The 17,575-nt window shown below is 68.9% G+C and carries 19 protein-coding genes and 3 pseudogenes; 10 read left to right on the plus strand and 12 right to left on the minus strand.

Annotated features, from left to right (window positions below; all coding sequences use genetic code 11):
• Positions 1 to 370, minus strand: a 370-nt coding sequence (locus WA944_RS19930; protein ID WP_526608611.1) for an Rv3235 family protein, incomplete at its 3' end; no start/stop codon positions are given.
• A gap of 172 nt (positions 371 to 542) precedes the next feature.
• Between WA944_RS19930 and WA944_RS19935 the strand changes: the two genes are divergently transcribed.
• Positions 543 to 1,952: a WS/DGAT/MGAT family O-acyltransferase gene (locus tag WA944_RS19935; protein ID WP_526373842.1), complete on the plus strand. Its 1,410-nt coding sequence runs from the start codon at positions 543 to 545 to the stop codon at positions 1,950 to 1,952.
• A gap of 37 nt (positions 1,953 to 1,989) precedes the next feature.
• Positions 1,990 to 2,824: pseudogene (gene ppk2, locus WA944_RS19940) on the plus strand (polyphosphate kinase 2).
• A gap of 30 nt (positions 2,825 to 2,854) precedes the next feature.
• Here ppk2 and WA944_RS19945 read toward each other — a convergent pair.
• On the minus strand, positions 2,855 to 4,534 hold the full coding sequence (locus tag WA944_RS19945) for a VanW family protein (protein ID WP_526373843.1): 1,680 nt from the start codon (positions 4,532 to 4,534) through the stop codon (positions 2,855 to 2,857).
• 84 nt (positions 4,535 to 4,618) lie between these two features.
• Here WA944_RS19945 and WA944_RS19950 point away from each other — a divergent pair, with 84 nt between their 5' ends.
• The 3 genes from WA944_RS19950 to WA944_RS19960 all read left to right on the plus strand — a co-directional run bounded on the left by WA944_RS19950 (position 4,619) and on the right by WA944_RS19960 (position 7,685).
• The gene (locus WA944_RS19950; protein ID WP_526373844.1) at positions 4,619 to 5,125 is read left to right on the plus strand and encodes a DUF6912 family protein; all 507 of its coding nucleotides are present in this window, start codon (positions 4,619 to 4,621) and stop codon (positions 5,123 to 5,125) included.
• 86 nt (positions 5,126 to 5,211) lie between these two features.
• A complete protein-coding gene (locus tag WA944_RS19955) occupies positions 5,212 to 6,360 on the plus strand; it encodes a ferredoxin reductase (RefSeq protein WP_526373845.1) in 1,149 nt (382 codons plus the stop codon).
• 68 nt (positions 6,361 to 6,428) lie between these two features.
• Positions 6,429 to 7,685, plus strand: a complete 1,257-nt coding sequence (locus WA944_RS19960; protein ID WP_526373846.1) for a fatty acid desaturase family protein — start codon at positions 6,429 to 6,431, stop codon at positions 7,683 to 7,685.
• An 85-nt stretch (positions 7,686 to 7,770) separates the two neighbouring features.
• Here WA944_RS19960 and WA944_RS19965 read toward each other — a convergent pair whose 3' ends face one another.
• The 3 genes from WA944_RS19965 to aroA form a co-directional block, all read right to left on the minus strand.
• On the minus strand, positions 7,771 to 8,619 hold the full coding sequence (locus WA944_RS19965; RefSeq protein ID WP_526373847.1) for an aldo/keto reductase: 849 nt from the start codon (positions 8,617 to 8,619) through the stop codon (positions 7,771 to 7,773).
• A 118-nt stretch (positions 8,620 to 8,737) separates the two neighbouring features.
• Complete coding sequence (gene rsgA, locus WA944_RS19970; protein ID WP_526373848.1) at positions 8,738 to 9,724, minus strand: ribosome small subunit-dependent GTPase A; 987 nt, start codon at positions 9,722 to 9,724, stop codon at positions 8,738 to 8,740.
• 12 nt (positions 9,725 to 9,736) lie between these two features.
• Positions 9,737 to 11,029 (minus strand): 3-phosphoshikimate 1-carboxyvinyltransferase, encoded by a 1,293-nt coding sequence (gene aroA, locus WA944_RS19975; protein WP_526373849.1) that lies wholly within the window; start codon positions 11,027 to 11,029, stop codon positions 9,737 to 9,739.
• A 108-nt stretch (positions 11,030 to 11,137) separates the two neighbouring features.
• On the opposite strand from aroA, the gene WA944_RS19980 reads away from it, so the two are divergent.
• The gene (locus tag WA944_RS19980) at positions 11,138 to 11,896 is read left to right on the plus strand and encodes an SOS response-associated peptidase (RefSeq protein ID WP_526608619.1); all 759 of its coding nucleotides are present in this window, start codon (positions 11,138 to 11,140) and stop codon (positions 11,894 to 11,896) included.
• On the opposite strand, the gene WA944_RS19985 is transcribed toward WA944_RS19980, so the two are convergent.
• Positions 11,897 to 12,673, minus strand: a complete 777-nt coding sequence (locus WA944_RS19985) for a class I SAM-dependent methyltransferase (protein ID WP_526373851.1) — start codon at positions 12,671 to 12,673, stop codon at positions 11,897 to 11,899.
• A gap of 25 nt (positions 12,674 to 12,698) precedes the next feature.
• On the opposite strand from WA944_RS19985, the pseudogene WA944_RS19990 reads away from it, so the two are divergent.
• Positions 12,699 to 13,294 (plus strand): annotated as a pseudogene (locus WA944_RS19990) (DUF2071 domain-containing protein).
• A 21-nt stretch (positions 13,295 to 13,315) separates the two neighbouring features.
• Here WA944_RS19990 and WA944_RS19995 read toward each other — a convergent pair.
• The 4 genes and pseudogenes from WA944_RS19995 to WA944_RS20010 all read right to left on the minus strand — a co-directional run.
• Positions 13,316 to 14,149: pseudogene (locus WA944_RS19995) on the minus strand (SDR family oxidoreductase); the annotation flags it as partial.
• A 9-nt stretch (positions 14,150 to 14,158) separates the two neighbouring features.
• Positions 14,159 to 14,650: an aminoacyl-tRNA deacylase gene (locus WA944_RS20000; RefSeq protein ID WP_526374444.1), complete on the minus strand. Its 492-nt coding sequence runs from the start codon at positions 14,648 to 14,650 to the stop codon at positions 14,159 to 14,161.
• 22 nt (positions 14,651 to 14,672) lie between these two features.
• Positions 14,673 to 14,807 carry a hypothetical protein gene (locus tag WA944_RS20005; RefSeq protein WP_526374442.1) on the minus strand — a complete coding sequence of 45 codons (135 nt, stop codon included), beginning with the start codon at positions 14,805 to 14,807 and terminating at the stop codon, positions 14,673 to 14,675.
• A gap of 16 nt (positions 14,808 to 14,823) precedes the next feature.
• Entirely contained in the window at positions 14,824 to 15,627 is an 804-nt protein-coding gene (locus tag WA944_RS20010; protein WP_526647275.1) for a hypothetical protein, read from the minus strand.
• Between the two features lie 58 nt (positions 15,628 to 15,685).
• Between WA944_RS20010 and WA944_RS20015 the strand changes: the two genes are divergently transcribed.
• The gene (locus WA944_RS20015) at positions 15,686 to 15,913 is read left to right on the plus strand and encodes a hypothetical protein (RefSeq protein WP_526374438.1); all 228 of its coding nucleotides are present in this window, start codon (positions 15,686 to 15,688) and stop codon (positions 15,911 to 15,913) included.
• On the opposite strand, the gene WA944_RS20020 is transcribed toward WA944_RS20015, so the two are convergent.
• Positions 15,889 to 16,290, minus strand: coding sequence for a hypothetical protein (locus tag WA944_RS20020; protein WP_526611357.1), 402 nt, complete (start codon positions 16,288 to 16,290; stop codon positions 15,889 to 15,891). The two genes, WA944_RS20015 and WA944_RS20020, sit on opposite strands and share 25 nt — an antisense overlap.
• A gap of 249 nt (positions 16,291 to 16,539) precedes the next feature.
• Between WA944_RS20020 and WA944_RS20025 the strand changes: the two genes are divergently transcribed.
• On the plus strand, positions 16,540 to 17,199 hold the full coding sequence (locus WA944_RS20025; protein ID WP_526647276.1) for a sigma-70 family RNA polymerase sigma factor: 660 nt from the start codon (positions 16,540 to 16,542) through the stop codon (positions 17,197 to 17,199).
• Positions 17,196 to 17,516, plus strand: coding sequence for a mycothiol system anti-sigma-R factor (gene rsrA / locus WA944_RS20030; protein WP_370330535.1), 321 nt, complete (start codon positions 17,196 to 17,198; stop codon positions 17,514 to 17,516). The genes WA944_RS20025 and rsrA overlap by 4 nt, the downstream gene beginning before the upstream one ends.
• On the opposite strand, the gene WA944_RS20035 is transcribed toward rsrA, so the two are convergent.
• A partial coding sequence (locus WA944_RS20035; RefSeq protein ID WP_526647277.1) for a 50S ribosomal protein bL37 occupies positions 17,513 to 17,575 on the minus strand: 63 nt, incomplete at its 5' end. The two genes, rsrA and WA944_RS20035, sit on opposite strands and share 4 nt — an antisense overlap.

Below are 17,575 nucleotides of genomic sequence, written 5' to 3' on the forward strand. Positions count from 1 at the left end.
CCCGCACCCGGCGCATCGTGGCGCTGCCGCCGCGCGCTGCCCCGGCGTGCGCGATCACCCGGTCGACCAGCACCGGGGGCATCAGCGGGCGCAGCTGAGCGATCGGCCTGCGCCGGTCGATCACCTCGATCACCTGGCGCAGCGCCGTCTCGGCGAACACCACCGCCGATCGCGGCGGGGGCGGCTCGCACGGGTGCCCCGGAGGCCGTCGCGCCGGACGCTGCGCGAAACGGTGCAGCGATTCGACCGACGGCGCCGCACACACCGGTCCGCGGCGCGGCCCGGGTGCCTCGGGTGCGGGTTCGTAGTCGATGACCGGCGAGGACGTCCACTGCTGGGGCGTCGGATCAGGCAAGGTCGAAGTGGTCATGAATGGTCTCCAGCGATCGGTCACGGCACGGCGGGCGTCTGCTGGAGAGTCACAGACCGCTCCATGATCCCATGTCCGACAGGCACATCAGTGCACCCGTTGAGCGGGCGCCCAGAATTTCCGGATAACGTGGCACTGATCGTCAATCGAGCGAGGGGAGCGTGGCGCCGCAATGGTGACGAGGTTGTCGGCGTCCGACGCGTCCTTCTTCCGGCTGGAGAACTCCGCCACCCCGATGTACGTCGGGTCGCTGTCGATCCTGCGCAAGCCCCGCAACGGGCTGAGCTACGAGACCCTGCTCGCCACCGTGGAACAGCGGCTACCGCAGATCCCGCGGTACCGGCAGAAGGTGCGCGAGGTGAAGTTCGGACTGGCCCGGCCGGTCTGGGTCGACGACCGCGACTTCGACATCACCTATCACGTCCGCCGCTCCGCACTGCCGTCCCCGGGCAGTGACGCCCAGTTGCACGACCTCATCGCGCGCCTCGGCTCCCGGCCCCTGGACAAGTCCCGGCCGCTGTGGGAGATGTACCTGGTCGAGGGCCTGGCGAAGAACCGCCTCGCGATCTACACCAAATCGCACCAGGCGCTCGTCAACGGGATGACCGCGCTGGAGATCGGCCACGTCATCGTCGACCGGACGCAGAAGCCGCCCGAATTCGGCGAGGACATCTGGATCCCGTCGCGCGAACCCAACGACCGGCAACTGCTGATCGGCGCGCTCGGCGAATGGGTCATCGGACCCACCGCGCAGGTGGCTGCCGTGCGTTCGGCGGTCACCGAGGCGGTCAACAACACCGGTCTGCTGGTGGACCTGGGGCGTCGCGCGGCCGAGGTGGCCCGCACCGTCGCGCGCGGCACCGCGCCGAGCAGCCCGCTGAACACCACGGTGTCGCGCAACCGGCGGTTCTCGGTGGCCTCGGCCAGCCTCGACGAGTTCCGGCGGATCCGGGCCCGCTACGACTGCGACGTCAACGACGTGGTGCTGGCGGTGATCGCGGGCGCCCTGCGAAACTGGCTGCTGTCCCGGGGCGAACCGGTGAGCACCACCACGACCGTGCGTGCGATGGCGCCGATGTCGGTCTATCCGGAGGATGAACACGACTCGAGCGCGCCGGGCCAGGCGATCAGCGAGGTGTCGCCGTTCCTGGTGGATCTGCCCGTCGGCGAATCGAACCCGGTGGTCCGGCTGTCCCAGATCGCGCACGCCACCGAGGCGCAGTCCAGCGCGACCAGCCTGGTCGACGCCCGGACGATCGTCACGCTGACGGGTTTCGGGCCACCGACGTTGCACGCCATGGGCATCCGCGTGGCGACCAGCTTCTCGGCCCGCCAGTTCAACCTGCTGATCACCAATGTGCCCGGCGCCCAGAAGCAGATGTACCTCGCCGGCACCAAGCTGCTGGAGACCTACGCCGTGCCGCCGCTGCTGCACGACCAGGTGCTCGCGATCGGCGTCACGTCCTACAACGGGACGCTCTACTTCGGCATCAACGCCGACCGGGACGCGATGAGCGACGTCGAGATGCTGCCCAGCCTGCTGCGCGAATCGCTGGACGAGCTCACCGAAGCCGCTCAGTAACCCGCGCCGGGAACCCGCAGGCATCTAGGATCGGTAGGTGGGCAAGAAGCGGGCCGGCACGAAGGTCAAGAAGATCCCGAGGGACATATACGAGGCCGAACTGTTCCTTCTGCAAACGGAATTGGTGAAGTTGCAGGAATGGGTCCGCGACACCGGTGCCCGCGTCGTGATCGTCTTCGAAGGCCGTGACGCCGCAGGCAAGGGTGGCACGATCAAGCGGATCACCGAGTGCCTGAGTCCGCGCATCGCCCGGATCGCCGCGCTGCCCGCGCCCTCGGACCGCGAGCGGGGCGAGTGGTACTACCAGCGCTACATCGCCCACCTGCCCGCCAAGGGGGAGATCGTGCTGTTCGACCGGTCCTGGTACAACCGCGCCGGTGTGGAGAAGGTGATGGGGTTCTGCACCCCCGCCGAGCATTCGCTGTTCCTCCGCCAGATACCGATCTTCGAGCAGATGCTCATCGAAGACGGTGTGCTGCTGCGCAAATACTGGTTCTCGGTGTCCGACGACGAACAGCTCCACCGGTTCCGGTCCCGCCTCAAAGACCCGATGCGGCAGTGGAAGCTCAGCCCGATGGATCTGGAGTCGGTGTACCGCTGGGAGGACTATTCGCGGGCCAAGGACGAGATGATGGTGCACACCGACACGCCGCTGAGCCCCTTGGTACATCGTCGAATCCGACGTCAAGAAGCACGCCCGGCTGAACATGATCTCGCATCTGCTGTCCAGCATCGACTACTACGACGTGGATCCGCCGAAGGTGGCGCTGCCGAAGAAGCCGGTGCTCAGCGGTCACTACGAACGGCCGCCGCGCGAGGTGTCGACCTACGTCGAGGACTACGTCGAGACGCTGATGGGCGACGTCGAGTAACCGGCCGGCCTCACTCCGACCGGGCGCACGTCACCCCCTGCACACCACCCTGGGTATGGGGTCGTAGGTGACGGTGTGGGATTCGCTCCGGGTTCGTCCGGTGGCGATCTCGCGCAGAGTGCGGGTGTCGGTGACGGTGAACCCCGGCCCGCCACCGCTGGCACTGCAGGCTTCACCAGCGGGGATCGTGACGGTCCGCGGGCTCGTCGGGCGGCTGCGCGAACTCGTCGACGACGTCACCTCGTAGCGTTTGATGCCGATCAGCCGTGCGGTGATCGAACTCGACGTCCATTCGGTCTGAATCTGGACCGATGTCGGGCCGTCGTTGCGGAACTTGACGTCGAGGATGTCGCCGAACACCGTGGCTTCCCGGGCGGGCGGGTAGCGACTGATGTAGTAGCTGTGTTCGTGGTGCTCGATGTCCTCCATGCCCGCGAAGTAGGCGGCATTGAACAAAGTGGTGGCCATCTGCGAGACGCCGCCACCGACACCGCGGGCGGGCCTGCCGTTTCTGATGATTCCGGCCTCGACGTAGCCGGCCGCGGCGTTGCGCGGGTTGGTTGCCGCGTTGAGGCTGAACGTTTCCCCGGGCCCGACCACGATGCCGTCGATCTGCTCGGCGGCGCGTCGGATGTTCCTGCCCGAGTCACTGGCGAACCCGCCCGTCTGGAACTCCCCGATGACTTCGACAGGGCCGAGTTCGCCGAGATCTTCGAGGGTGATCCTGGCCTGCTCGTCCGCGTACTGCGCCGTGATCTCCCGGTTGTCGGCGCTGGTGAGCACCGAAAGCAGATCGGCCAGGGTGGCGTCGTAGTCGACTCGTCGACCGTCCTGGGAGGGGACCACGACCGCAGGGGTGGCGGTGAAGTCGATGTCGGCGTCACGCTGCGGGGTTTCCGACGAAACGAGCTGGGGGCGTAGAGCGTCGACGATCCGCGCCTGGTCGATGTCCGGCACGAGTCCCTCGTCATCGGGCCGGAATGTCAGGGCCGCTGCGATGACCTCCTCGGTGATCACCGCCTCCGTGTCGTCGTCGCCTTTGACGATGACCGGCCCGGACACCGCTGGCGTGGCGATGTCGCGGAGGGTTTCTGCGACGTCGGCGCGGGTGGTGCTAGGCCGGAGTTCCACCATCGGCAAATCGAGGGTCTCGCCGGTGGCCCAGTCGCGGGTGAACAGCTCCGCGGCGGCGGTGACGTCGAGGCGCTGCCCGGGCTGGGGGTCAGAGGACACGGGTTCGCCGTCCGCGAACCCGATGGAACCCTCGACCGGGTCTTCGGCGACGGTGGCCGCGAGCTCTTCGAGCGTGGCTTCCAAGGCCTCTTCGTCCGCTGAGGAGACCACGCCGACGGGAGTGTCCACGAAGAACGACGTGAGTCGGGTGATCGGGTTCCGGGGTTGGGTGCCTGCCTGGTCGACGGTGGCCCGCGCATCCACGGTCAACGCGACAGCATCGGGGTCCACTTGGGCGCGAACCGTGCCGAGTGTCACATCGACGGGCTGTCGCGCCCGTGGTCCGATCTGCTCCCGGACGCGCTGCTCGGCCTCGTCCCGGGTCAGGCCGCCGAGCGGTACGCCGGCTGCGGTGACACCTCTGGGCAGCTTCGACGAGGTGACCGTCAGGTCGGCGACGTAGAGCACAGCCAGCAACGCGAGCGCAACGCCGACAGCCAGGAGCAGATGCCGGCGTCTGGGCCTAGTACGCAGCACCGGGCGTCACCGCAGGCAGGTCCATGTGTTCCATCGTGCCCTGCCGGACCGCGCCACGCGGGCCGGCGGACGTAGTCTCGGCCTGTGCGCGTCTACGTTCCCGCAACCCTGGCCATGCTGGCGCAGTTGGTCGCCGACGGATCGCTGCGACCCGTCAGCAGCACCGCGTTCGCGGTGACCCCGACGCTGCGGGAGGCGTATTCGGACGGGGACGAAGACGAACTGGCCGACGTCGCGCTGCGCGACGCGGCGCTGGCGTCGCTGCGTCTGCTCGGTGCCGACGGCTCGGGGGAGGGCCTGCCGGCCCGGCGTGCGGTGCTCGAGGCCGACTGCGACGACGCCGAGATCACGCTGCGGCCGGATCTCGACGACGCGGTGGTGCGGCTGGGCGCGCCGATCCCGCTGGAACGGGTGATCGCCGCCTATGTCGACAACGCGGCCGCCGAGGCCGCGGTGCTGGCTGCCGTCGAGGTCGTCGACGCGGCCGATCTGGGGGATGAGGACGCCGAGCTCACCGTCGGCGACGCCCAGGATCACGACCTGGCGTGGTACGCGCCACAGGAGCTTCCGTTCCTGCTCGACCTGCTCTGAGGGCTGGATACGGTACCGTAAGTTACGGTACCGTAGGTAGACGCCTCACGGGACCCAGAGTGTCACCGCAATCGGCAGGAGCCGTCATGGCCAAGAACACCATCAAGACCACGGCCAAGGTCGCCGACACCGTCCGGCCGAACATCGCCAAAGGTACTACCGGCTGGCATCTGCTGCGCACCGTTGCGGGCCGGATCACCACGCCGCTGCTGCCCGATGACTACCTCAAGCTGGCCAACCCGCTGTGGTCGGCCCGCGAGCTGCGCGGCAAGGTGCTCGACGTCCGCCGGGAGACCGTCGACTCGGCCACCCTGGTCATCAAGCCCGGCTGGGGATTTTCGTTCGACTACCAGCCCGGCCAGTACATCGGCATCGGCCTGCTCGTCGACGGACGGTGGCGTTGGCGGTCCTACTCGTTGACCAGCGTGCCCGAGCGGCACCGGGGCCTCGGCAAGGGCGCGCGCACCATCACCATCACGGTCAAGGCGATGCCCGAGGGGTTCCTGTCCACGCACCTGGTCGGCGGGGTGGAACCCGGCACCATCGTGAGATTGGCCGCCCCCCAGGGGAACTTCGTCATGCCGGACCCGGCGCCGGCGTCGGTGTTGTTCGTCACCGCCGGCTCGGGCATCACGCCGGTGATGTCGATGCTGCGGACACTGGCCCGGCGAGATCAGCTGGGCGACGTGATGCACCTGCACTCGGCGCCCACGGAGGCCGACGTACTCTTCGCCGACGAACTGTCCGAGCTGACCACCCGGCATCCCGGCTACCGGCTGCAGCTGCGTGCCACCCGCGCCGAGGGCCGGGTGGACCTGGCACGGCTGGACGACGTGGTGCCCGACTGGCGGGAGCGCCAGACCTGGGCCTGTGGGCCCGAGGCGATGCTCGAGGCCGCGGAGCGCACCTGGGCGGCGGCGGGAATCCCGGAGCGTCTGCATCTGGAGAGGTTTGCAGCCGTGCGCACCGCGGTACACGGCAGTGGAGGCACGGTTGAATACGCGCGCGCCGGCAAGACGGTCACGGTCGACGCGGCGACGTCGCTGATGGACGCCGGCGAGGCCGCCGGGGTGCAGATGCCGTTCGGCTGTCGGATGGGGATCTGCCAGTCGTGTGTGGTGGGCCTGCTCAAGGGTCACGTGCGGGATCTGCGCACCGGCGTCGAGCACGAGCCCGGCACCCGGGTACAGACGTGCGTCTCGGCCGCATCGGGAGATTGTGTGCTCGATGTCTAGGCTTTACCGGGTAGTAACCTACGGGGCCGTAGGTTACGGTAGCGTAGGTACCCGAGAGGAGGCTGACCATGGCGATCACCGACGTACCTGAGTTCACACATCTCACGGACGCAGACATCGAGAGCCTGGGGGTCGAACTGGATTCGATCCGCCAGGACATCGAAGACTCCCGCGGCGCGCGAGACGCCCGCTACATCCGCCGCACCATCGCCTTCCAGCGCGCACTGGAGGTCACCGGCCGGCTGATGCTGGCAGGCAGCTCCAAGCGGTCCTACTGGTGGGCCGGTACCGCGACGCTGGGCGTGGCCAAGATCATCGAGAACATGGAGATCGGCCACAACGTCATGCACGGCCAGTGGGACTGGATGAACGATCCCGAGATCCACTCCTCGACGTGGGAATGGGACATGAGCGGCGCCTCCAAGCACTGGCGCTTCACCCACAACTTCATGCACCACAAGTACACCAACATCCTGGGCATGGACGACGACGTCGGCTACGGCGTGATCCGGGTGACGCGCGACCAGCGCTGGAAGCCGTTCAACCTGAGCAATCTGTTCTTCAACACCCTGCTCGCGATCGGCTTCGAATGGGGAGTCGGCCTGCAGCACCTGGAGCTCGGCAAGATCTCCAGGGGCCGCGACGACCGGGCGGGCACGCTCGGCCGAGTGAAGGAGTTCGGCGTCAAGGCCGGCCACCAGCTGGCCAAGGACTACGTCGTCTACCCGGCACTGACCTCGATGTCGCCCGGCGCGACGTTCAAGTCCACGATGAAGGCGAACGCGGTGGCCAACGTCATCCGCAACGTCTGGGCCAACGCGGTGATCTTCTGCGGCCACTTCCCGGACGGCGCCGAGAAATTCACCAAGACCGACATGGTCGGCGAGTCGCGGGGACAGTGGTACCTGCGCCAGATGCTGGGCAGCGCGAACTTCGAGAACGGCCCGGTGCTGCGCTTCATGAGCGGCAACCTCTGCTACCAGATCGAGCATCACCTTTACCCGGACCTGCCCAGCAACCGGCTGCACGAGATCTCGTTCCGGGTGCGCGAGATCTGCGACAAGTACGACCTGCCCTACACCACGGGATCGTTCCTGTTGCAGTACGGCAAGTCGTGGCGCACGATCGCCAAACTGTCTCTGCCGGACCGCTTTCTGACCGACACCGCCGACGATGCGCCGGAGACGCGCAGCGAGCGGATGTTCGCCGAACTCGAGCCGGGGGAGCGGCGCGGGCTGAAATCCGCCATCGCCGCGGTGCGGGCCCGTCGTCGCAACAAGGTGGCCGCCAAGGCCGCGGTCAAGCGCCCCGACCTCGCCGCCTGAGCGTTCAGAATCTGTCGTTGACACTGCGCTCACGGCGGGAGTTTCTCGTACTTCCGCGCCGTGAGCGCAGTGTCGATTTCTCAGGTCAGTCGGGCACGTAGTCGAACGTGTCCGGGTTCGGGCCGATACGGCCTGCCTCACCCTGGTCCAGCGCCGAGATCGCGTCGAAGTCCTCGCCGCCGAGCTCGAAGTCGAACAGCGCGAAGTTGTCCTTGATGCGTTGGGCCGTCACCGATTTCGGGAACACGATGTCGCCGCGCTGGATGTGCCAACGCAGCACCACCTGAGCCGGCGACTTGCCGGTCGCCTCGGCGATGCGGGTGACGACGTCGTCGTCGAGCACCTTGCCCTGCGCGATCGGTGACCACGCCTCGGTCGCGATGCCGTGCTGTTGGCCGTAGCCCCGCACCTCGTTGTTGGCGAAGTACGGGTGCACCTCGATCTGGTTCACCGCGGGCACCGTGTCGGCTTCGTCGGCCAGCCGCTGCAGATGGGCGACCTGGAAATTGGAGACGCCGATGCTACGTGCGCGGCCGTCGTTCTTGAACTCCTCCAACACCTTCCAGGTGGAGACGAAGTCGCCGTCATAGAGCGTGGGCAGCGGCCAGTGGATCAGGAACAGGTCCACGTAGTCGAACCCGAGGGCGGACAGCGTGCCGTCGAAGGCGCGCCGCGCGTCGTCGGGCTTGTGGAAGCCGTTGTTGAGCTTGCTGGTGATGTACACCTCGGACCGGTCGACACCGGCGTCGCGGACACCCTGCCCGACACCCTTCTCGTTCTGGTACATCTGCGCGGTGTCGATGTGGCGGTAGCCGACGTCCAGCGCCGTCTTCACCGCGTCTGCGGTGTCCTCGGGCGGGATCTGGTACACGCCGAAGCCCAACTGCGGAATCTGCGTGTCGTCGTTGAGTTGGATTGTGGGAACTTTGCTCACGTTGTGGTCCTCCTTCGCGCACAGCGTGCCCAGGTAGCGGGCGCTGCAAACCCTCCGCTCGGGCCCGTTGAACCGGGCCCCACGGTCGCCGGAAAGCCCATTGTGACCACCGGGAATCTCAGTTCGCGGGGGAGCGCATCGCGGCCAGCAGCCTCCGGGCGGCGCCCACCCGCTGCGACGCCGGCCCGGACAGCGCGTCGAGGGCGCACTCCGGGTCGGCGGGCGCCCCCAGGTGGCCGCACCCTCGCGGGCAGTCCGCGATGGCCTCGGCCAGGTCGGAGAACGCCATGATCACATCGTCGGGGGCGATGTGGGCCAGCCCGAACGACCGGATGCCCGGGGTGTCGACCACCCAGCCGCCGAACTCCAACGGCAACGCCACCGACTGGGTGGAGGTGTGCCGGCCCTTGCCCACGTCGGTGACCGTGCCGATGGCCCGTTCCGCTGCCGGGACAAGGCGATTGACCAGCGTGGACTTACCCACCCCGGAGTGCCCCAGCATGGCGGTGACCTTTTCGGCCAGCAGGGGCACGACCTCGTCGAGTCGGTCGCCGCGGCCGGCGTTGACGATCGTCAGGTCCAGGTCGGAGAACTGCGCGGTGAACGGTTCCGCCGCAGCCAGATCGGTCTTCGTCAGGCACAGGATCGGCACCAGACCGCCGGCGAACGCGGCGATCAACGCCCGCTCGACCAGCCCGGTCCGGGGTGGAGGGTCGGCCAGAGCCACCACGATCAGCAGCTGGTCGGCGTTGGCGACGAACACCCGCTCGGACGGGTCGGTGTCATCTGCGGTGCGCCGCAACACCGTTCGACGTTCTCCGCGGCGCACGATACGGGCCAGCGTGTCGGTGCGCCCGGACAGGTCGCCGACGATGTCTACGTCGTCACCGACGACGATCGGGGTGCGGCCCAACTCACGGGCCCGCATCGCGGTCACGCGGCGCGCCGGGTCGCGGCCGAGCACACAGCCCCAGCGGCCCCGGTCGACGGTGACCACCATCGCTTCCTGCGCGTCGGCGTGTTCCGGGCGGGTCTTGGTCCGCGGCCGCGAGCCCCGGCCCGGTCGCACCCGGACGTCGGTCTCGTCGTATTCGCGTGGACTCAAGCTCCCGGCTTTCTACAGATCAGTGCTCTGACCGGCGAGCATGCCGGCCCACAGTTGCGGGAAATCGGGCATCGTCTTGGCCGTGGTGGCGATGTCGTCGACCTCGACGCCGGGCACCCGCAGCCCGATGATCGCGCCGGCTGTCGCCATCCGGTGATCGGCGTAGGACTGCCACAGATCGGCGTGTAGTGGTTGTGCGGTGATCGTCAGCCCGTCCGGGGTCTCCTCGCACTGGCCGCCGAGCCGGGTGAGTTCGGTGCGCAGCGCGGCCAGCCGGTCGGTCTCATGACCGCGCAGATGGGCGATGCCGCGCAGCCGCGACACCGAGCCCTCGGTGGCGAGCGCGGCGAGCGCGGCGACGGACGGGGTGAGCTCGCCGACCTCGCGCAGGTCGACATCGATCCCGCCGTAGGCGGTGGCGCCCTGCACGTCGAGGTGCGAGTCGCCGTTGCGCACCGTCGCGCCGAGCTTCTTCAGGATCGACAGGATGGTGCCGGCCGGCTGGATGCTCACCGTCGGCCAGCCGGTGAGGCGGACCGCTCCGCCGCTGACCACCGCGGCAGCCAGGAACGGCACCGCGTTGGACAGATCGGGCTCGATCATCCAGTGCCGCGCCTCGATCCGGCCGGGGGACACCCGCCACCGGTCAGGCTGCGAGTCGTCGACGTCGGTCCCGGCGTCGCGCAGCATCGACACCGTCATCGCCACGTGCGGCGCCGAGGGCATCGGCTCGCCGGTGTGCACGATCGTCAGGCCCTCGGTGAACGCGGCGCCGGAGAGCAGCAGGCCGGAGACGAACTGCGACGACGCCGACGCGTCGATCTCGACGGTGCCGCCGCGCACCGCGCCGTCACCGTGCACCGCAAACGGCAGGCCGTCACCCTCCACCCGCACCCCGAGCCCCCGCAGCGCGTCGAGCAGCGGGGCGATCGGGCGTGCCCGGGCCTGCTCGTCGCCGTCGAACGTCACGGTCTCGGTGCTCAGCGCGGCCACCGGCGGCAGGAACCGCAACACCGTGCCGGCCAGCCCGCAGTCGATGCTGGTGCCGGGCGGCGCCAGCGTGCCGCTGACCGTCAACTCGGTGCTGTCGGTGTCGGAGGCGTCCACCACGAACCCGAGCACCCGCAGCGCACCGATCATCAGGTCGGTGTCCCGGCTGCGCAGCGCACCGCTGACCGTCGATGCACCGTGGTCGGCAGCCAGCGCCGCCAGCACCAGTGCCCGGTTGGTCTGCGACTTCGACCCGGGGACGGTGACGGTCGCATGTACGGGGATGTCGGTCGACGGGGCGGCCCAGGTGCTCACGAGTTCCTATTCTTGCCTGTCGGCGATTGCCGGGTGAATCCGGCGCGCAAAAGCATCGTGGCGGTCGGGTGGCGCGCCCGATCCGCGGTGTCTGGAACGATGGGAACCATGTGCGGGCGATTCGCGGTGACCACAGATCCAGCGCTGCTGGCCGAGAAGATCAAGGCGCTCGATGAAAGCACGGCGGTCGCATCCGCTGAAAACTCGCCGGCGCCCAACTACAACGTGGCGCCGACGACCACCGTGGCCACGGTCGTCAAACGGCACAGCGAGCCCGACGACGAGTCCACCCGCAGGGTGCGGCTGATGCGCTGGGGTCTGGTGCCGCCGTGGGCCAAGACCGCCGATGACGGCGCCCCCGACACGTCCGGACCGCTGCTGATCAACGCCCGCTCGGACAAGGTGACCACCTCGCCGGCGTTCCGCAGCTCCGCCAAGGCCAAGCGCTGCCTGGTGCCCATGGACGGCTGGTACGAGTGGAAGGGCACCAAAGGCAACAAGACACCGTTCTTCATGTATGCCGGCGACGGTGAGCCGCTGTTCATGGCCGGGCTGTGGACCACCTGGCGGCCCAAAGGCGCCGACAAGGCCAGCAAACCGCTGCTGAGCTGCACCATCATCACCACCGACGCGGCCGGCCCGCTCGCCGACATCCACGACCGGATGCCGCTGACCATCAGCGCGCCGGACTGGGACCGCTGGCTCGATCCCGACGCCCCGGTCGACGAAGGTCTGCTGCGCGGCCACGGTGACCTCGACCGGATCGAGATCCGTGAGGTGTCCCGGTTGGTGAACAGCGTCCGCAACAACGGACCGGAGCTGATCGAGCCCGCCGAACCCGAGCCCGAGCAGGCCACCCTGCTGTAGTCAGCGCCGGGTGGCCGTCACCACCGCGTAGCGCACGTCGAACGACACGGCGCCGCGGTCGTCGCTGTGGGCGCGCAGTGCCTGGTCGAACGCCGCGACCAAGTTGTCGCGCGCCGGCCCCGGCACCCGGCCCAGCACATCCACATGCATCGGCGACTCGTCGGTGATGAAGGTCATCGCCGCAGCGTGCGAAGCGAACTGCCAAGTGTGCCAACCCGATCGGATGGCGACGTCGTCGAAATCGGCTGCCAGTCTGGCCTCGGCGATGTCCGGCTCGCCCCACTGGTCAGGTGAGTAACCCCGGTCGGGCGGCGCGCCCAGCGTCGCGACGATCGGATCGTAGAACGGGTTGTCGGTGCCGCGCACCCAGGTGGAGAACGCCAGGGTGGCGCCCGGGGCCAGCAGTCGGGCGATCTCGGCGACCTGGGCCGACGGCTCCACGAACACGATGCCCATGTTGGACACCGCGGCGTCGAACGACGCCGCGGGCAGTCCGGTGTCGGACGCGTCGGCCGTCACCCAGTTCACCGAGGTGCCGCCGGCCTTCTGCGCCCCGAGGGCGAGCAGCTCCGGGGTGATGTCGACGCCGGTGACCCGGGCGCCGCGGGCCGCCGCCGACAGTGCGGCGTTACCGGTGCCGCAGGCGAGGTCGACGAGCCTGATGTCGCGCAGCGGCCGACGCTGTTCGGCGGCGTCGAGCACTTCCTCGGAGATGTTCGCGATGCGCTGGGCAACGGCCTCGTAGCGCCCGGCAGACCAGATCGTCGGTGATGACACGGCACCAGCGTTCCACGATGACGAGGTGAACGGTGAGCTCGGTCCATGCGGTGTCAGCCTGCTGGCGCCGACGCTGGTGCGTCCCGTGATCTTCGACCAGTACTGGCTGGACCTGACGTTCGTGCACTGGCCCGTGGACCCGCGAGCCGTCGCGCATCAATTTCCGACCGGTACCCGTCCCGACGTGTTCGACGACGGCCTGACCTATGTCGCCCTGGTGCCGTTCGTCATGCGGCACACCCGGCTGGGCACCTCGGTGCCGCTGCCGTACTTCGGTATGTTCGCCGAGACGAACGTCCGGCTCTACTCGGTCGACGACGCAGGAAGACACGGCGTGCTGTACCGGTCGCTGGAGACCGAGCGGCTGGCCGTCGTCCCCGCCGTCCGGAGCAGCTCGGGGTGCCCTACACCTGGGCGAAGATGCGCGTCACCCGCAAGGCGGGCCGCACCTGGTGGTTGCCCAACGAGCACACCGCCTGGCCGCTGCACGCCGCGGAGATCGTCGAACTCGACGACGAGCTGGTGGCGGCCGCGGGCGTCGTCGTGGCCGGCCCGCGACTGCGGGTGGTGTTCTCACCCGGGGTACACACCCGCTTCGGTCGACCCGCCCGCGTCACCTGACCCGGGAACTGAGGGCTGGCTGTAGCCGGGCGGGTTGGCGCCCTCGACCCAGAAGTCGACACCGAGGTCGGATCCCGGAATGCAGTCGTAGACCGACAGGTCGGAGACGCCCGACTCCAGCAGCACGTCCTCGCACAGCAGCGTGTTGCCGGTGTAGCTGGACGGCTTGGTCAGCACCACGTACGCCGCGTCGCTGTACACCTCGGCCTTGCGTGACCGAGCCATCGACTCGTCACCCCCGAGCAGGTTCTGCACCGCGGCGGTGGCCACCATGGTGCGCGGCCACAACGTGTTGGAGGCGATTCCCGACTCCCGCATCTCCTCGGCAATACCCAAGGCGCACAACGTCATCCCGTACTTGGCCATCATGTACGGGGTGGGCTTGAGCCACTTGGACTCCAGCAGGATCGGCGGGGAGAGCGTCAGCACGTGCGGGTTCTCCCGGCCCTTCATGTGCGGCAGGCAGGCCTGCGACACCGCGTAGGTGCCCCGCACCTGGATGCCGTTCATCAGATCGAAGCGCTTGAGCGGGACGTCTTCGATGGAGCCCAGGTTGATCGCCGAGGCGTTGTTCACGCACATGTCGATGCCGCCGAACTGTTCGACGGCCTTGGCGACGGCGGCGGCCACCGAATCTCCATCCCGGACGTCACCGACGATCGGCAGCGCCTGACCGCCGACCTCCTCGATCTCCTTGGCCGCGGTGTAGACCGTGCCGGGCAGCTTGGGATGCGGCTCGGCGGTCTTGGCGACCAGCGCGATGTTCGCGCCGTCGGCCGCGACGCGTTTGGCGATCGCCAGCCCGATGCCGCGGCTGGCACCGGAGATGAACATGGTTTTCCCGGCAAGTGACATGGACCCACCCTAAATGGCGCGGATGTCCGCGGTCACCGCCTTGGTGAGCGTGATCAGATCGGCGGGCGCCAGCTGGACGTCCCACCCGCGCTTGCCGGCGCTGCACAGCACCCGGTCCCACTGCAGCGCCGACGAGTCGACGACCGTCGGCAGCAGCCTGCGCTGGCCGAGCGGGGAGATGCCCCCGAGGACGTAGCCGGTCGCCCGCTGGGCCTCGGCGGGCTCGGCCATGGTGGCCTTCGGCACGCCCAGCGCCGCGGCGGCGGCCTTCAACGACAGCTTCGACGGCACCGGAAGCACCGCGACACCGAGCCCCCGGGGCAGCGCGACCACAAGGGTCTTGAAGATCTGCCCGGGGTCGACGTCGCCGGCCCGGGCCAGCTCGTCGACCGCCTCCTCGCCGAACGAATCGCTGCGGGGGTCGTGTTTGTACTGCACCACGGTGTGCGGGATGCCGGCGGCCAGAAGGGCCGCGATCGCCGGTGTTGCTGCACGGGACACCAGCTCAGCGTAGAGCCGGAAGTCACCGCGATCCGGAGCGCCACGTGATCCGGGGCGGTGTGTCGGTGCCGGCGCGAGCCAGGCGCCGAGAGGCCTTCACGCCGGCTCCGACCGTCACCGCGGCGAGCGCAGCGTTGAGCGCTGCCAGGGCAGTCACGGCGCGGCCGGTGCGTTCAGCGACGGGACCGAAGTCGTGGAGGAAAGACCGGATATTGCCCACCGCGATCATCTGCACGTTCGCCAGCCCGGTGTAGGAGGTGGGACCGCCGGCACCCATACCGCCCTGCAACTCGCCCCACACCACCACCGGGTCGCCGCGGCGCAGCACACAATCGGCGCCGACGGAGGGCCACCGCCCACGCCTGATCGGGCGCGATCGGCCCGGCGACGATCGGCGGACCGCCCGGCAGGTCGAGCAGATACCGGCTGGGCAGCTGATCGCGAGCGCCCGGAAGCCGAAGCGGCCCGATGGAGGGACACCGGTAGGGCGCCACCACCCCGGACCCCAACACGGCGGTGGCATCACTGACCCTGGCCTCCAGCAGCACCGCACCGGGGGGGGACGGTGAGTCACGCCGGTCGATGAACTCGTCGCGGGTACGCAACTGGGGAAGACCCTGCACTTGTGACCCGTCGTGTGCGGCCGCGGCCAGAAACGCGCCGACCGCCAGGTACATCGCGGCCACCGCCGCGAACACCACCACCACGGAGTGACGGTCGTTCCTGCTGGCGAGCTGGGGCAGGGTTCGGACGACGAGCAGCACCGCGACGATCGACAGCACCACCGTCGCAACGGAAATCCTTGCTGCCGTTGCGAACAGCTGAGGCGCCACCTCGCCGGTGAGTGCCACCGCCAAGGCCAGGGCCACCGCGACGCCGACGACCAGAACACACAACCGCAGGGCCCGGTGGCGCCATCGGTGCGCCAGCACCGCCGCGCCCAGCCCCACCGCACACCATGCGGCAGCTGCCGTCACGTCCCGGTCCGGCCGATCGCGTCGCGCACCGCACGCCGAGATCGACGAACGCGTCGAGGTGTTCGACCGAGCGCAGGACGTCGGTGCGGACCCGGATGCGGACACCGGTGTCATCGATCGACAGCACCGGCTGCTCCCTTTCGGCGCGATGCACCGCGCACCATGCGCTGACGGCGTCGGCGACACCGGTGAGCGCACCCACCGCGCCGTAACCGTCAGTCGCGAACACCAGCAGGCGCCGGTCGGCGGACGGCACCGCGCTCAGGGGGTGCCCTCGCTGACCTGATCGATGCCCAGCAGCCGGGTCATCGCCGGCGTCGCAGATCCGAGTAGCTCCACGGCGAGGTCCCGCAACTGCGGTTCAGGCGCCGCGCCGGCGACCAGCGCCGCGTCGTGCACGACGGGGGTCGGCGCGCTCCACACGCTGGTGACGACGTGTGAGCTCGGTGGTGACATCTGCGCGGCGAACGACCGGCTCACGGTGACGGACCAGTCGCCGGTGGCCGGGGCGACGGTGGTCTTCTCGCCTCGGCGGGTCCGCTGCCAGCCACGATGCGCCAGTGCAGCGCGGAACGCGGCGCGGCGGCGGAGAAGCCACCCCCACACTGCAGCGGCCACCGCGAGCGCGACCGCGGCGACGAGAAGGTTGCTGAGCAGGTCCATGGCGAAGTCAGTATCGCCGAGCTGCAGCTGGGCCGCGAGACACCGGGGAACAACGCCGCCCGTCGGCGCTGTTGTTCAGCACAGCTGTGGTAGCGCACGGCCGAGCGAAGAAAGTCGTCGGTCGAAACCTCTAGGATCGGCAGAAGGGGATTGATGGTGCCAATGTTGGCCATGGAGGCCCCGTGGCGTCCGGTGGTTTCGCCGGACGTTTTTGGCGGCGCCGCGACAGAAGGGACGGTGTTCCCCACGATGACCGACACCGATGGGTCTGCTTCCAAGACGACCCTGAAAGACACAGACGAACCTGTGGAAACCGATACCGAGCTGACCGCCCGTTTCGAGCGTGATGCCATCCCGATGCTCGACCAGCTCTACGGCGGCGCGTTGCGGATGACCCGCAATCCCGCCGATGCCGAGGATCTGCTGCAGGAAACGATGGTCAAGGCGTACGCCGGGTTCCGTTCGTTCCGGGCGGGCACGAACCTCAAGGCGTGGCTGTATCGCATCCTGACCAACACCTACATCAACAGCTACCGCAAGAAGCAGCGTCAGCCCGCTGAGTATCCGACCGAGGAGATCACCGACTGGCAGCTGGCGGCCAATGCCGAACACACCTCAACGGGGTTGCGTTCCGCCGAGGTCGAGGCACTGGAATCGATGCCCGACAGTGAGATCAAGGAGGCGCTGCAGGCGCTGCCCGAGGATTTCCGGATGGCGGTGTACTACGCCGACGTCGAGGGCTTCCCCTACAAGGAGATCGCCGAGATCATGGACACGCCGATTGGGACGGTGATGTCGCGGTTGCACCGCGGCAGGCGCCAGTTACGCGAGTTGTTGGCCGGGGTGGCCCGCGATCGCGGCTATCTCCGGGGTCAACAGTCCGACGCGCCTGAGGAGGTTTCGTCATGAGCGGCACCGATTCGACCGGGGCGTCGGATTCCGAGGAGCGGTGGACCCCGCCGATCGGCCCGGTGGACCCCGAGCATCCCGAGTGCGCCGCCGTGATCGCGGAGGTGTGGACGCTGCTCGACGGTGAGTGCACCGTCGAGACCCGGGACAAGCTGCGTCAGCACCTCGAGGAGTGCCCCACGTGCCTGAGGCACTACGGCATCGAGGAACGGGTCAAGAAACTGATCGCCGCCAAGTGCAGCGAGCGGGCCCCGGAGGGCCTTCGTGAGCGGCTGCGCATCCAGATCAGCCGCACCACGATCATCCGCGGCGGCTAGCGCACCGACTTCGAACCGGCGTTGGGCCGCTTGCCGTGGTTGGCCTTCGAGTGCTTGCG

It is taken from the genome of Mycobacterium sp. (assembly GCF_049683355.1).
Taxonomy (GTDB): Bacteria; Actinomycetota; Actinomycetes; order Mycobacteriales; family Mycobacteriaceae; genus Mycobacterium.

Bases quoted from the DNA above. Each gene is read 5' to 3' on its own strand.
- WA944_RS19935 (WP_526373842.1), top strand. From the start codon at position 543: ATGGTGACGAGGTTGTCGGCGTCCGACGCGTCCTTCTTCCGGCTGGAG.
- WA944_RS19955 (WP_526373845.1), top strand. From the start codon at position 5,212: ATGGCCAAGAACACCATCAAGACCACGGCCAAGGTCGCCGACACCGTC.
- WA944_RS19960 (WP_526373846.1), top strand. From the start codon at position 6,429: ATGGCGATCACCGACGTACCTGAGTTCACACATCTCACGGACGCAGAC.
- WA944_RS19980 (WP_526608619.1), top strand. From the start codon at position 11,138: ATGTGCGGGCGATTCGCGGTGACCACAGATCCAGCGCTGCTGGCCGAG.
- WA944_RS20020 (WP_526611357.1), bottom strand. From the start codon at position 16,290: ATGGACCTGCTCAGCAACCTTCTCGTCGCCGCGGTCGCGCTCGCGGTG.
- WA944_RS20025 (WP_526647276.1), top strand. From the start codon at position 16,540: ATGACCGACACCGATGGGTCTGCTTCCAAGACGACCCTGAAAGACACA.
- rsrA (WP_370330535.1), top strand. From the start codon at position 17,196: ATGAGCGGCACCGATTCGACCGGGGCGTCGGATTCCGAGGAGCGGTGG.